The sequence below is a fragment of the Clavibacter phaseoli genome (assembly GCF_021922925.1).
Classification (GTDB): domain Bacteria; phylum Actinomycetota; class Actinomycetes; order Actinomycetales; family Microbacteriaceae; genus Clavibacter; species Clavibacter phaseoli.
Window position 1 is genome coordinate 857,482 of record NZ_CP040786.1, and the last position, 13,263, is coordinate 870,744.

Sequence of the window (13,263 nt, forward strand, 5' to 3'; positions counted from 1 at the left end):
GTGCGGCGGATGATGGACGCATGTGCGGGAGATTCGTGGTGGCGCGGGCGACGGGCGACCTCGTCGGGGACTGGGCGGTCGACGACGTCGAGGGCGACGAACCGGCACCGTCGTGGAACGTCGCCCCGACGAGCACGGTCCGCATGGTCGCGGACCGGCGTCCGCACGGCGATCCAGATGGTGACGTCCGCCGTGTCCTCACCGGGGCCCGGTGGGGGATCGTCCCCCCGTGGGCGAAGGCCGTGCAGGGTGCCCCGCTCATCAACGCGCGCGTGGAGACGGTCACCGAGAAGCCGACGTTCCGCAGGGCGGTCCTGACGCGACGGGCCGTCGTCCCGGCGGACGGGTACTACGAGTGGCAGGCCACCGCGTCCGGGAAGCAGCCGGTCTACCTGCACGCGGAGGACGAGCGTCCGCTGGCGTTCGCCGCCGTGTACGAGCACTGGCGGGATCCGGCCGTCCCGGACGGGGAGCCCGGCGCGTGGCTGCGGAGCCTCGCGATCATCACGTCCGCCGCGAGCGACGCGCTCGGGCGCATCCACGACCGCACGCCCGTGATCGTGCCGCGCGACCGACTGGACGACTGGCTGGACGCGGGCACGACCGCCGTCGACGACGTGCAGCACCTGCTGGGCTCGCTGCCGGAGCCGCACCTCGTGCCGCGGCTCGTGTCGACGCGCGTCAACAGCGTGCGGAACGACGGGCCGGACCTCGTGGCGCCCGTCGACGAGGCGCCCGCGGGCGACGGGCAGCCGACGCTCATCTGACGCAGCGGCGAGCAGCCGGGTCGCCGCCCGGAGACGCCGCGCGCCCCGTCAGCGGTGCTGACGGGGCGCGCGGATGGTGCGGGTGCGGTCTACTGCACGTCGTCGTCGACCCAGTCGAAGGTCTTCGTGACGGCCTTCTTCCAGAGGCGCAGCTGGCGCTCGCGCTCGGCGTCGTCCATGTCGGGCGTCCACCGGCTGTCCTCCTGCCAGTTCTGGCGCAGGTCGTCGAGGTCCTTCCAGAACCCGACGGCGAGGCCCGCGGCGTACGCGGCGCCGAGCGCGGTGGTCTCCGCGACGACGGGGCGGACGACCGGCACGCCGAGGATGTCGGCCTGGAACTGCATGAGCAGGTTGTTGGCGATCATGCCGCCGTCGACCTTGAGCTCGGTGAGGTCGACGCCCGAGTCGGCGTTGACCGCGTCGAGCACCTCGCGCGTCTGGAAGGCCGTGGCCTCCAGCGCCGCGCGGGCGATGTGGCCCTTGTTGACGTAGCGCGTGAGGCCCACGAGCGCGCCGCGGGCGTCGGAGCGCCAGTACGGCGCGAAGAGGCCCGAGAACGCGGGGACGAAGTACACGCCGCCGTTGTCCTCGACCGTGGCCGCGAGGGCCTCGATCTCCGCGGCGCTCGACACGAGGCCCAGGTTGTCGCGCATCCACTGCACGAGCGAGCCGGTGACGGCGATGGATCCCTCGAGCGCGTAGTGCGGCTCCGCGTCGCCCAGCTTGTAGCCGAGCGTCGTGAGGAGGCCGTTCTGCGAGTGGATGATGTCGGTGCCGGTGTTGAAGATCAGGAAGTTGCCGGTGCCGTACGTGTTCTTCGACTCGCCCTGGTCGAACGCGGCCTGGCCGAACGTCGCCGCCTGCTGGTCGCCCAGGATGCCGGCGATGGGGACCTCGCGCAGGAGGCTCGAGGACTCGACCTGCCCGTAGACCTCGGAGGAGCTCTTGATCTCGGGGAGCATCGAGCGCGGCACGTCGAACGCCTTCAGGATCTCGTCGTCCCACTGGAGGGTCTCGAGGTCCATGAAGAGCGTGCGGGACGCGTTCGTGACGTCGGTGACGTGCACGCCGCCGTCGGTGCCGCCCGTGAGGTTCCAGAGGACCCAGGTGTCGGTCGTGCCGAACATGAGGTCGCCGGCCTCGGCCTTCTCGCGGGCGCCGTCGACGTTCTCGAGGATCCAGACGATCTTGGTGCCCGAGAAGTAGGTGGCGAGCGGCAGCCCGACGGTGGGCTTGAAGCGCTCGACGCCGCCGTCGGCCGCGAGGCGGTCGACGATCTTCTGCGTGCGCGTGTCCTGCCAGACGATGGCGTTGTAGACGGGCTTGCCGGTGGTGCGGTCCCACACGACGGCGGTCTCGCGCTGGTTGGTGATGCCCACGGCCTCGACGTCGTGGCGCGTGATGTCGGCCTTGGACAGCGCCTGGCCGATGACCTCGCGCGTGTTGCGCCAGATCTCCATGGGGTCGTGCTCGACCCAGCCGGCGCGGGGGAAGATCTGCTCGTGCTCGAGCTGGCCGGTGGACACGATGGATCCGCTGTGGTCGAAGACGATGGCGCGCGTGCTGGTGGTGCCCTGGTCGATGGCGACGATGTACTTCTCGCTCATGTGGTCTCTCCTATGAGGGGTCGGGGGTTCTAGAGGATGGGGAGCAGCGCGTAGGACGCGAGGCCGGCGAGGACGCCGCCGATGGCGGGGCCGACGACCGGCACCCAGGCGTAGGACCAGTCGCTCGAGCCCTTGCCCTTGATGGGGAGGAAGGCGTGCGCGATGCGGGGTCCGAGGTCACGCGCCGGGTTGATCGCGTAGCCGGTCGGGCCGCCGAGGGACGCGCCGATGCCGACCACGAGGAGGGCGACGGGGACCGCGCCGAGGGCCGAGAGGCCGGCCGGGGTGGACGCGTCCGCGTCGGGGTTGTTCGCGAGGCTGAAGCCGAGGATCACGATGACCAGCACGAACGTGCCGATGATCTCCGTGACGAGGTTCCAGGCGTAGTTGCGGATGGAGGGGCCGGTCGAGAACACGCCGAGCTTGGTGGCCGCGTCGGGCTCCTCGTCGAAGTGCTGCTTGTAGGCGAGCCAGCAGAAGACGGCGCCGATGATCGCGCCGACCATCTGGGCGAGGATGTAGACCGGGACGCTCGCGACGTCCTCGATCTTGCCGGCGGCGAGGAGGCCGAGCGTGACGGCCGGGTTCAGGTGCGCGCCGGACGCGTACGAGACGGTGACGCCGGCGAAGACCGCGAGGCCCCAGCCGAAGTTGACCATCAGGGTGCCGCCGGCGAGCCCCTTCGACTTGATGAGCGCGACGTTCGCCACGACTCCGCATCCGAGGAGGACGAGCAGGGCGGTGCCCACCGTCTCCGAGAGGAATATGACTCCAAGATCCACTGCGTGGTGCTCCGATCAATCGGCGAGGGCGGGTACGACCTCTTCCGCGTCATCGCGGTCCCCCCAATCTAGTGCCGGCGGACTCCCCGACCAGGCCGCGGCTGGCCGCTCCGCGACGCGGATCCCTGCCCGCGGGGGAGGGTCGCGCGGGCACTGTCCGAGCGCCGTCGGCCGGGCGTATGTTGGCCACACACCCGAGTCGCCGCCGACCGAGTCCCGTCCTCGATCCGGCTCGGATGCGCGGCTGCCGTCCGGCCGCCCGAGACCTGCGAGGAGCCGGCCGTGAAGAAGCTGATCAACGACCCGAGGGCGGTGGCCGACGAGGCCGTCGCGGGCTTCGCCGCCGCCCACCCCGACCTCGTCGAGCTGAGCGCGGATCCGCTCTTCGTGCGACGCGCCGAGCCGACGCGCCGAGGGCGCGTCGCCCTCGTCAGCGGCGGCGGCAGCGGGCACGAGCCGCTGCACGCCGGGTTCGTGGGGCACGGCATGCTCGACGCCGCCGTGCCGGGTCCCGTGTTCACGAGCCCCACCCCGGATCCCGTCGTCGTTGCGACCCTGGCCGTCGACGCCGGCGCGGGCGTGCTGCACATCGTGAAGAACTACACGGGCGACGTCCTCAACTTCGAGACGGCGGCCGAGCTCGCGGAGGCGGAGGGCGTGCGGGTGCGCACGGTGGTGGTCGACGACGACGTGGCCGTCACCGACTCCCTGTACACCGCCGGCCGCCGCGGCGTCGCGGGGACCGTGCTGGTGGAGCGCATCGCGGGCGCCGCGGCCGAGCGCGGGGACGACCTCGACGCCGTCGCGGCGATCGCCGAGAGGGTTATCGGGCAGGTGCGGAGCATGGGCGTCGCCATCCGCGCGTGCACCGTCCCGCACGCCGGCGAGCCGAGCTTCGCGCTCGAGGACGACGAGATGGAGATCGGCATCGGGATCCACGGCGAGCCCGGCCGCGTCAAGCTGCCGCTCGAGCCGGTGGACGCCATCGTCGAGCGGCTCCTCGACCCGGTGCTCGAGGACCTCGGCGCGCCGGCCGGCAGCCGCGTGCTGCTGCTCGTGAACGGGATGGGGGCGACGCCCCTGTCCGAGCTCTACATCGCGTACCGCCGCGCGGCCGCGGTGCTGGAGGAGGCCGGCCTGACGGTCGCCCGCAGCCTCGTGGGAGACTACGTCACAGCCCTCGACATGGAGGGACTGTCCCTCACGGTGCTCCTGCTCGACGACGAGCTCGTCGACCTGTGGGACTCGCCCGTGCAGACCGCCGCGCTGCGGTGGGGGAGGTAGCTCATGGCACTCGGGACCGGATGGGTCGTCGCCTGGATCACGGAGGCGGCGCGCGTCGTCGCCGACCAGCGCGGTGAGCTCATCACGCTCGACCGCGAGATCGGCGACGGCGACCACGGCGAGAACCTCGACCGCGGGTTCGGCGCCGTCACGGAGCGGCTCGGCGGGCTCGCGCCCGACGCCGCTCCCGCCGATGCGCTCAAGACCGTGGCCACGACGCTGATCTCCACCGTCGGCGGCGCGTCCGGCCCGCTGCTCGGGACGGCGTACCTCAAGGCCTCCGCGGCCGTCTCCGGCCGCGCGGACCTCGACGCGTCCGCGATCGCCGACCTCCTCGAGGCGGCGGTGGGCGGCATCGTCCTCCGCGGCAAGGCCGAGCGCGGCGACAAGACGATGGTGGACGCGTGGGGCCCCGCCGCCGAGGCCGCGCGCGCGGCCGCCGACGCGGGATCCGGGCCGGCTGACGCGCTCGAGGCCGCCGCCGACGCCGCCGCGCGCGGGGCGGAGGCGACGGAGCCGCTCGTCGCCCGCAAGGGGCGCGCGTCGTACCTGGGCGAGCGCGCCATCGGCCACCGCGATCCGGGCGCGCAGTCGTCCGCGCTCCTCCTGCGCGCCGCGGCCGAGACCGCCCGCGCCGCCGAGGGGGCGGCATCGTGAGCGTCGGCATCGTCCTCGTCTCCCACAGCGCCCTGATCGCGCACGGGCTGGTCGACCTCGCGCGCCAGATGGCGCCGACCGTCGCCCTCCTTCCCGCCGGGGGATCCGGCGACGGCACGCGCGACGACGCGGGCATCGGCACGAGCTTCGACGTGGTCTCCGCGGCGCTCGCCGAGGCGGAGGGCGGCGACGGCGTCGTCGTGCTCGCCGACCTCGGATCCGCGTACCTCACGGCCGAGACCGCGGTCGACATGCTCGACGAGGACGCCGCCGCGCGCGTCGTCGTGGTGCGCGCCCCGCTGGTGGAGGGCGCGGTGGCCGCCGCGGTGGCCGCCGAGACGGGCGGCTCCCTCGAGGACGTGGCCGCGGCCGCCGCCTCGGCCGCGAGCGCGGACGCCGCGGAGGACGCGGACGCCGGGCTCGCCGCCGATCCCGGCGCCGACGGCACGGAACCCGCTCCCGCGTCGGGCGCGGGCACCGTCCGCGGCGAGGCGACCCTGGTCAACCGCGACGGCCTGCACGCCCGGCCCGCGGCCGACTTCGTCACGCGCGCGTCCGCCTACTCCGCCGCGGTGACCGTCAACGGGCAGAACGCGGCGTCGCTCCTCGGCGTCATGGCGCTCGGCCTGACCCGCGGCGCGCACGTCGTGATCGAGGCGACGGGCGACGACGCCGAGGAGGCCGTCACCGCGCTGGTCGAGCTGATCGAGTCCGGATTCGGGGAGGCCTGACGAGCGGCTGCCTGCAGCGGGGCGATCAGGGGGCGTCGAGGTAGACCCAGGATCCCGCCTGCCGGACGAAGCGGCTCGCCTCGCGCTGGCTGCCGCGCTCGCCGTCGTGCCGGAACGACGCCTCGAAGTCGACGACGCCCGTCGCGTCGTCGGGACCCCCGAGCGCGGTGCGGTGGATGGTGAGCCGGAACCAGCGGACGGACGGGTCGAGGTCGATCTCCCCGGGGCGCGTCGACGCGTGCCAGCTGCGCGCGAGGTACGCCGCGTCGCCGCGGGCGTAGGCGGCGAAGCGGGAGCGCATGAGGCGCTCGGCGGTCGGCGCCTCGGCGTCTCCCCGGTGCAGCGGACCGCAGCACGACCCGTACGGATCGCCGCTCGTGCACGGGCACCAGGCGTCGTCATCGGGCGTCGACCACGGGGCGTCGGGGGAGAGGCGCGTCATGCCCCGAGCCTCCCACGGCGGCGACCCGGAGCAGGATGGGGGAGCGGCCGCCCACGCGGACCCGCTCGATCCACGATCCGAGGAGAGCACCATGACCCCCGCCACCGACCTGCTCGTGGACGCCTACGGGCGCATCGCCGAGATCGTGCGCGACGCCGTCGACGGACTCGAAGCCGACGAGCTCGCCTTCCGTCCGGATCCCGAGGCCAACTCCATCGGCTGGCTCGTCTGGCACCTCGCCCGCGTGCAGGACGCCCAGGTCGCCGACGTCGCCGGCCGCGACCAGACCTGGACCACCGGGGGATGGGCCGGGCGCTTCGCCCTCCCGTTCGACGAGTCGGCCACGGGGTACGGGCAGTCGCCCGAGGACGTCGCGTCGCTCGAGGGCGTCACGCCCGAGCTGCTGCTCGGCTACCTCGACGCCGTCCAGTCCGCCACGCTCTCCTACCTCGCCGGCCTCGACGACGCGGAGCTCGACCGCGTGGTGGACGCGGACTGGACCCCGCCCGTGACGCTCGGCGCCCGCCTCGTCAGCGTGCTCTCCGACGACCTGCAGCACGCCGGCCAGGCGTCGTACCTCGCGGGCCTCGTGGCCCGTCGCCGCTGACGACGGACGCGCGTCGACGCGCGCCCGCAGGCCGTCACCGCGCTCAGGCGGGCAGCTCGGCCTCGATGAGCGACACGATCTCCGGCGCGTCCGGCTCGACCGTGGGCCGGAAGCGGTGCACGGCGCCCGACGGCGTGACGACGAACTTCTCGAAGTTCCACTTCACCCGCCCGGCCTTCCCCTCGGCGTCCGGCGTCTTCGTCAGCTCGGCGTAGACGGGGTGCGCGGAGCGCCCGTTGACCTTGACCTTCTCCATCATCGGGAAGGTGACGCCCCAGGTGGTGGAGCAGTACTCGTCGATGGCCTCCGCGGATCCGAGCTCCTGCAGGAACTGGTTGCTCGGGAAGCCGATGACCGTGAAGCCCCGCTCCCCGTAGGTGCGCTGCAGCTGCTCGAGCTTCTCGTACTGCGGGGCGAGGCCGCAGCGCGAGGCGACGTTGACGACGAGCACGACCTTGTCGGCGTACGCGCCGAAGGTGGTGTCCTCGCCCTGGAGGGTGGTCAGCGGGATCGGGTCGAGCCGGGGATGCGTCATGGCCCGAACGTAGACCCGTCCGCTGACAGCGGCTCCCGGGACGACGGGAGGCCGGCCGCCTCTCGGCGACCGGCCTCCCGGGTGCGGATCGGATCCGCCTGGCGCTGCTAGTTGGCGAACTCCGTGACGGTCGCGTCCGCGGCCACCTTCGTCGCGCCCACGTCGACGCCGTGGTACGTGCGCAGCGTGTCGACGGTGTCCTGGATCTCCGCGTCGCGCTCCTCGCCGGTCCAGCCGAGAGCGTCCTGGAGCACGTCCGCGATCTCCGCGAGCATCTCGTGGGTCACGCCGCCGACGAACGCGAGGTTCGTGCGACGCAGCACGACGTCGGCGAGGTGCACCGCGTCCTCGTGCGTGGCGAAGTACGCGATCTCGGCGCGTGTCAGCTGCGGGTCGGTCGCGAGCGGCGTCGACGGCTGTCCGGAGAGGACGTCGATGACGCTCGTGGCGCGGGTGCCGTAGCGGTTGAGCAGGCGGTCGACCTGCTCGGTGCCGATGCCCTCTGCGCGGGCGGCCTGGGTCGCGATCCAGCGGGCGCGGGCGGTGCTGGAGGACGGGAAGTCCTTGCCGCCGCCGATGGGCATGCCCGTCGTGTCGACCGAGCGCTCCACGCCGAGGCGCGTGGTGGCCTCCGTGGAGAGGTGCGCGGACAGCGCGCGGAACGTCGTCCACTTGCCGCCGACCAGGCTCAGCACCTTGCTGCCGCCCAGGCCCGCGATCTCGGTCTCGACGATGCGGTAGTCGCGCGACACGAAGCCGGGCGCCGTGTCCTCGTGGCGCGGCAGCGGGCGGATGCCCGAGTAGCGGTACACGATGTGGTCGCGGTTCAGCTCGATCTGCGGGAACACGTGCTTGACGAGGTCGAAGAAGTAGTCGACCTCCTCCTCGGTGCAGACGGCGGGCTCGCTCGGGTCCGCGTCGATGTCCGTGGTGCCGATGAGGACGCGGCCCTTGAGCGGGTAGATGAGCACGATGCGGCCGTCGTTGTTCTCGAAGAAGATCTCGCGGCCCTTGGTGGCCTCGAGCAGGTCGGCGTTGTCGACGACGATGTGCGAGCCCTTCGTGCCGCCCATGAACTTCGTCTCGCCGCCCATGGCCTCGTTGGTGAGGTCGGTCCAGGGGCCGGACGCGTTGACGACCACGTCGGCCGTGACGACGAACTCGGTGCCGGAGATCACGTCGCGCAGCTTCACGCCGCCGTCGGCGACGCCCACGGCCTCGAGGTAGTTGGCGCTGCGCGCGTGGTCGCCCGCGGCCAGGCCGTCCTTCAGCACGTCGAGAGCGAGGCGCTCGGGCTCGTGCACGGAGGCGTCGTAGTAGGTGCCGGTGAACTTGACGTCCTTGTTCAGCGCGGGCATGTCCTCGCGGGCGGCCTTGCCGACGCGGAAGCGGTGGCGCGGGACCGAGCCGCCGTCGCGCGAGAAGGAGTCGTACAGCGTCATGCCGACGCTGATGAGGAGGGCGCCGCGCTCCTTGGTGGAGCGCTGCTTGTGGGTCAGCATGCGCAGGGGCGCGTTGAGGATGCCGGAGAAGGTGGAGAAGATCGGCATGGTCGTCTGCAGCGGCTTCACGTAGTGGGGCGCGATGCGGATCAGGCCGTTGCGCTCCTCGACCGACTCGCGGACGAGGCGGAACTCGCCGTTCTCGAGGTAGCGGATGCCGCCGTGGATCATGTGCGAGCTCGCCGCCGAGGCGCCCGAGCCGTAGTCGGCGCGCTCGACGAGGACGACGTCGACGCCCTGGAGCGCGAGGTCGCGGAACGTCGCGATGCCGTTGATGCCGCCGCCGATGACGAGCACCTTCGCGCTCGGGCGGTCGTGGATGCGGGCGACGTTGTCCCGCAGGTCGGTCTTCTTCGACGTGGTCACGAGGGGCTTCTCTCTGTTCAGTGCGTGCGTGGTGCGCGTGCTCTGCATCCATCATCTGCCCGCGAACGGATCATCGGTAGCCCGTGCACGGATGTGCAAGCATGACCGGATGGTCGACGGCATCGCGCACGAGCGCACCCAGGACGCCCTCCGCGCGGCGCACCTCTACTACATGCAGGACCTGACGATGGAGGCGATCGCGAGCGAGCTCGGCACGAGCCGCTCGTCGGTGTCCCGGCTCCTCTCCTTCGCCCGGGAGACGGGGCTCGTGGACATCCAGATCCGCTCGCCGCTCGACCTCGCGACGGTGCTGGGGGAGCAGCTGCACGAGCGCTACGGCGTGGTCGCGCACGTGGTGCCGGTGCCCGACCAGACGAGCGACGTCGACCGCGTGGACCGGGTGGCGCTGTCGGCTGCACGGATGCTCACCCAGTACGTCGACTCCAACATGGTCGTCGGCGTCGCGTGGGGCTCGACCGTGAGCGCGGTGAGCCGGTACCTCGTGCCGAAGCCGACGCACAACACGCTCGTCGTGCAGCTCAACGGGGCGGGCAACGTGCGCACGACGGGGATCATGTACGCGAGCGAGATCCTGCGGCGGTTCGGCCAGGCGTACGGCGCGACCGTGCAGCAGTTCCCGGTGCCGGCGTTCTTCGACGACCCGGCCACGAAGCTGGCGCTCTGGCGCGAGCGGAGCACGAAGCGCGTGCTCGAGCTGCAGGAGCGGATGGACATGGTGCTGTTCGGCGTCGGGTCCCCGGTCGCCCTCGTGCCGAGCCACGTCTACTCGGGCGGCTACCTCGAGCGGTCCGACCAGCGCGCGCTCGACGCCGACGGGGTCGTGGGCGACGTCTCCACCGTCTTCTTCCGGGAGGACGGGTCGTCGGCCGACATCGCCATCAACGCGCGGGCGAGCGGACCGGACCTGGCGACGATCCGCAAGGCGCCGCGACGCGTGTGCGTGGTCGCGGGGGCGTCCAAGGCGCGCAGCGTGCGGGGCGCGCTGGCCGCCGGGCTCGTGACGGACATCGTGCTCGACGAGGGGACGGCGCGCGCGCTGCTCGCGTGACGCGACGGATCCGCCCGGCGTACGGGGGAGGTGACTGCTTCGGTGGGCGATACCGGACTCGAACCGATGACCTCTTCCGTGTGAAGGAAGCGCGCTACCAACTGCGCCAATCGCCCGTGCTCGCACCGCGGACGGTGCGGATCCATGATGCCATACCGCGGGACCGGTCGCGGTCACGGGGCGGCGGCCATGCCACCTCGGGCGGGCGCCGTCGCGACACGCCCGGGGCGCGGTCGAGCCCGCGTCCACCCGATCCGCGTGAACACGGGGAGAACGGCGCGTGGGCACCGCGCCGAGGGTGCTCGGGCGGGCGTCGTTTTGCACCCGCGCCAGGAGATCGGCTAGAGTCATCGAGCACGCAGGGTCGCCGGGAAGCCGGCGGCGAGCGAGCGAAATGCGGATGTGGCGCAGTGGTAGCGCATCACCTTGCCAAGGTGAGGGTCGCGAGTTCGAATCTCGTCATCCGCTCGAACAGGGGCCCCGAAGGGGGTCCCTTTCACAAGGTGGGAACCACCGGTGGTGGGGTGGCCGAGAGGCGAGGCAGCGGCCTGCAAAGCCGTCCACGCGGGTTCAAATCCCGTCCCCACCTCGAGCAAGTGCATGAGCGATTGGCGCAGCGGTAGCGCGCTTCCCTGACACGGAAGAGGTCGCTGGTTCGATCCCAGTATCGCTCACCACCAGAAGGCCCCGGGAGACCGGGGCCTTCTGCTTTTCCCGGGCCGTCCTCCCCGGACGCCCCGGAGGCCCCCGCCCGCCTCGGACCGCCGGCGAGGCGATCCGCGCTCCTGGCGTCGATGGGCGCCCGTCGCGCGCCGGTAGTCTGGATCGGTTCCCTCCCCGTCCCGCAAGGAGCCCGCAGTGGTAGACGCCGCCCAGCCCGAGATCCACGACGAGGCCGCGCCCGCGGAGCCGACCGCGCAGCCGGTCGAGGCGACGGAGGCGGGCACCGGGTTCACGCTCTTCTCCGACCGCGCCGTGGTCGCCATGCGCATCGGCGGGGAGCTGAAGGACCTCGCGGCCGATGTCGCCCCCGGCGACGTCGTCGAGCCCGTCCGCATCGACTCGCCCGACGGCCTCGCGATCCTCCGCCACTCCGCGGCGCACGTCATGGCGCAGGCCGTGCAGCAGATCAACCCGGAGGCGAAGCTCGGCATCGGGCCGCCGGTCACGGACGGCTTCTACTTCGACTTCGACGTCGCCGAGCCCTTCACGCCCGAGGACCTCAAGGCCATCTCCAAGAACATGGAGCGCATCGTCCGCCAGGGCCAGCGCTTCACGCGCCGCGTCGTCACCGAGGAGGAGGCCCGCGAGCTCATGGCCGCGGAGCCGTACAAGCTCGAGCTCATCGGCCTCAAGGGCGGATCCAGCGAGGAGCTGGGCGAGGACGGCGAGTCCGTCGAGGTCGGCGGAGCGGAGCTCACGGTCTACGAGAACGTCGACGGCAAGACCGGCGAGGTCTTCTGGCGCGACCTGTGCCGCGGCCCGCACCTGCCGAGCACGCGCATGGTCGGCAACGGCTGGGCGCTGTCGCGCGTCGCCGCCGCCTACTGGCGCGGATCCGAGAAGAACCCGCAGCTGCAGCGCATCTACGGCACGGCATGGCCCACCAAGGACGAGCTGCGCGCGTACCAGGGCCGCATCGAGGAGGCGCTCAAGCGCGACCACCGCCGCCTCGGCGCCGAGCTCGACCTCTTCTCCTTCCCCGACGAGATCGGCTCCGGCCTGGCGGTCTTCCACCCCAAGGGCGGCATCATCCGCCGCGAGATGGAGGACTACTCGCGCCGCCGGCACGAGACGGCCGGCTACGAGTTCGTCTACTCTCCGCACATCACGAAGTCGAACCTGTTCGAGACGAGCGGGCACCTCGACTTCTACAAGGACGGCATGTTCCCCGCCATGCACCTCGACGAGGCGCGGAACGACGAGGGCGAGATCACCCGCCAGGGTGCGGACTACTACCTCAAGCCCATGAACTGCCCCATGCACGTGCTCATCTACCGGTCGCGCCAGCGCTCGTACCGCGAGCTGCCGCTGCGCCTGTTCGAGTTCGGCACCGTCTACCGCAACGAGAAGTCGGGCGTGATCCACGGCCTCACGCGCGTCCGCGGCATGACGCAGGACGACGCGCACATCTTCACGACGCGCGAGCGCATGGCCGACGAGCTGAAGGGCACGCTCGAGTTCGTGCTGTCGCTGCTGCGCGACTACGGCCTCGACGACTTCTACCTCGAGCTCTCCACGAAGGACCCGGAGAAGTTCGTCGGATCCGACGAGGTCTGGGAGGAGGCGACCGAGACGCTCCGCCAGGTCGCCGTCGACACGGGCCTCGAGCTCGTGCCGGATCCCGCAGGCGCCGCCTTCTACGGTCCGAAGATCTCCGTGCAGGCGCGGGACGCCATCGGGCGCACGTGGCAGATGTCCACCATCCAGCTCGACTTCAACCTGCCCGAGCGCTTCGGCCTCGAGTACACGGCGAACGACGGCACGCGCAAGCAGCCGGTCATGATCCACCGCGCGCTGTTCGGCTCCATCGAGCGCTTCTTCGGCGTGCTCACCGAGCACTACGCGGGCGCGTTCCCGGTGTGGCTGTCGCCCGTGCAGGTCGTCGGGATCCCCGTGGCCGAGGACTACGAGGAGTACCTCGGCGGCGTGCTCGACCGGCTCCGCGCCGAGGGCGTCCGCGTCCAGCTCGACACCTCGGACGACCGGATGCCCAAGAAGATCCGCACGCACACCAAGGCCCGCGTGCCGTACCAGCTCATCGCGGGCGAGGACGACCGCGCGGCCGGATCCGTGAGCTTCCGCTTCCGCGACGGCACGCAGGTCAACGGCGTGCCCGTGGCCGAGGCCGTCGAGCGGATCACGGGCGCGATCGCCCGACGCGAGCAGGTGGTGACCGCGTGGCCCGTCTGAC

At 72.1% G+C, this 13,263-nt stretch carries 12 protein-coding genes and 4 tRNA genes; 10 read left to right on the forward strand and 6 right to left on the reverse strand.

Going from position 1 to position 13,263, the window contains the following annotated elements; genetic code table 11:
• Positions 1-20 precede the first annotated feature (20 nt).
• Entirely contained in the window at positions 21-767 is a 747-nt protein-coding gene (locus tag FGI33_RS03995) for an SOS response-associated peptidase (protein WP_119433841.1), read from the forward strand.
• An 89-nt stretch (positions 768-856) separates the two neighbouring features.
• On the opposite strand, the gene glpK is transcribed toward FGI33_RS03995, so the two are convergent.
• On the reverse strand, positions 857-2,374 hold the full coding sequence (glpK, locus tag FGI33_RS04000) for a glycerol kinase GlpK (protein WP_119433837.1): 1,518 nt from the start codon (positions 2,372-2,374) through the stop codon (positions 857-859).
• Between the two features lie 29 nt (positions 2,375-2,403).
• Entirely contained in the window at positions 2,404-3,156 is a 753-nt protein-coding gene (locus FGI33_RS04005; protein ID WP_119433838.1) for an MIP/aquaporin family protein, read from the reverse strand.
• A 282-nt stretch (positions 3,157-3,438) separates the two neighbouring features.
• On the opposite strand from FGI33_RS04005, the gene dhaK reads away from it, so the two are divergent.
• From dhaK to dhaM, 3 genes are read left to right on the forward strand one after another with little or no spacing between them, the layout of a single operon-like run.
• Positions 3,439-4,440, forward strand: coding sequence for a dihydroxyacetone kinase subunit DhaK (dhaK, locus tag FGI33_RS04010; protein WP_119433839.1), 1,002 nt, complete (start codon positions 3,439-3,441; stop codon positions 4,438-4,440).
• Between the two features lie 3 nt (positions 4,441-4,443).
• Positions 4,444-5,097 carry a dihydroxyacetone kinase subunit DhaL gene (gene dhaL, locus FGI33_RS04015; RefSeq protein ID WP_237582301.1) on the forward strand — a complete coding sequence of 218 codons (654 nt, stop codon included), beginning with the start codon at positions 4,444-4,446 and terminating at the stop codon, positions 5,095-5,097.
• Complete coding sequence (dhaM, locus tag FGI33_RS04020) at positions 5,094-5,828, forward strand: dihydroxyacetone kinase phosphoryl donor subunit DhaM (RefSeq protein ID WP_237582302.1); 735 nt, start codon at positions 5,094-5,096, stop codon at positions 5,826-5,828. Before dhaL ends, dhaM begins: the two co-directional genes overlap by 4 nt.
• A 25-nt stretch (positions 5,829-5,853) precedes the next feature.
• On the opposite strand, the gene FGI33_RS04025 is transcribed toward dhaM, so the two are convergent.
• Entirely contained in the window at positions 5,854-6,270 is a 417-nt protein-coding gene (locus FGI33_RS04025; protein ID WP_119434136.1) for a YchJ family protein, read from the reverse strand.
• Positions 6,271-6,361: 91 nt separating this feature from the next.
• Between FGI33_RS04025 and FGI33_RS04030 the strand changes: the two genes are divergently transcribed.
• Entirely contained in the window at positions 6,362-6,877 is a 516-nt protein-coding gene (locus FGI33_RS04030) for a mycothiol transferase (protein ID WP_119434137.1), read from the forward strand.
• 43 nt (positions 6,878-6,920) lie between these two features.
• On the opposite strand, the gene FGI33_RS04035 is transcribed toward FGI33_RS04030, so the two are convergent.
• The gene (locus FGI33_RS04035) at positions 6,921-7,412 is read right to left on the reverse strand and encodes a glutathione peroxidase (protein ID WP_119401694.1); all 492 of its coding nucleotides are present in this window, start codon (positions 7,410-7,412) and stop codon (positions 6,921-6,923) included.
• A gap of 107 nt (positions 7,413-7,519) precedes the next feature.
• Positions 7,520-9,280, reverse strand: a complete 1,761-nt coding sequence (locus FGI33_RS04040) for a glycerol-3-phosphate dehydrogenase/oxidase (RefSeq protein ID WP_119434143.1) — start codon at positions 9,278-9,280, stop codon at positions 7,520-7,522.
• A gap of 109 nt (positions 9,281-9,389) precedes the next feature.
• Between FGI33_RS04040 and FGI33_RS04045 the strand changes: the two genes are divergently transcribed.
• The gene (locus FGI33_RS04045; protein ID WP_119434138.1) at positions 9,390-10,349 is read left to right on the forward strand and encodes a sugar-binding transcriptional regulator; all 960 of its coding nucleotides are present in this window, start codon (positions 9,390-9,392) and stop codon (positions 10,347-10,349) included.
• A gap of 43 nt (positions 10,350-10,392) precedes the next feature.
• Here FGI33_RS04045 and FGI33_RS04050 read toward each other — a convergent pair.
• Positions 10,393-10,465: transfer RNA gene (locus tag FGI33_RS04050), tRNA-Val, on the reverse strand.
• A 280-nt stretch (positions 10,466-10,745) separates the two neighbouring features.
• Here FGI33_RS04050 and FGI33_RS04055 point away from each other — a divergent pair.
• From FGI33_RS04055 to thrS, 4 genes are all read left to right on the forward strand, one after another.
• Positions 10,746-10,817, forward strand: a tRNA-Gly gene (locus FGI33_RS04055).
• Between the two features lie 50 nt (positions 10,818-10,867).
• Positions 10,868-10,938 (forward strand) — tRNA-Cys (locus FGI33_RS04060).
• 13 nt (positions 10,939-10,951) lie between these two features.
• Positions 10,952-11,026: transfer RNA gene (locus FGI33_RS04065), tRNA-Val, on the forward strand.
• Between the two features lie 181 nt (positions 11,027-11,207).
• Positions 11,208-13,262 (forward strand): threonine--tRNA ligase, encoded by a 2,055-nt coding sequence (thrS, locus tag FGI33_RS04070; protein ID WP_119434139.1) that lies wholly within the window; start codon positions 11,208-11,210, stop codon positions 13,260-13,262.
• The last annotated feature ends 1 nt before the right edge of the window (position 13,263 follow it).

What these genes read in the sequence shown, in the direction of transcription:
- FGI33_RS03995 (WP_119433841.1), top strand. Translation starts at nt 21, where the DNA reads ATGTGCGGGAGATTCGTGGTGGCGCGGGCGACGGGCGACCTCGTCGGG.
- glpK (WP_119433837.1), bottom strand. Translation starts at nt 2,374, where the DNA reads ATGAGCGAGAAGTACATCGTCGCCATCGACCAGGGCACCACCAGCACG.
- dhaL (WP_237582301.1), top strand. Translation starts at nt 4,444, where the DNA reads ATGGCACTCGGGACCGGATGGGTCGTCGCCTGGATCACGGAGGCGGCG.
- FGI33_RS04025 (WP_119434136.1), bottom strand. Translation starts at nt 6,270, where the DNA reads ATGACGCGCCTCTCCCCCGACGCCCCGTGGTCGACGCCCGATGACGAC.
- FGI33_RS04030 (WP_119434137.1), top strand. Translation starts at nt 6,362, where the DNA reads ATGACCCCCGCCACCGACCTGCTCGTGGACGCCTACGGGCGCATCGCC.
- FGI33_RS04035 (WP_119401694.1), bottom strand. Translation starts at nt 7,412, where the DNA reads ATGACGCATCCCCGGCTCGACCCGATCCCGCTGACCACCCTCCAGGGC.
- FGI33_RS04045 (WP_119434138.1), top strand. Translation starts at nt 9,390, where the DNA reads ATGGTCGACGGCATCGCGCACGAGCGCACCCAGGACGCCCTCCGCGCG.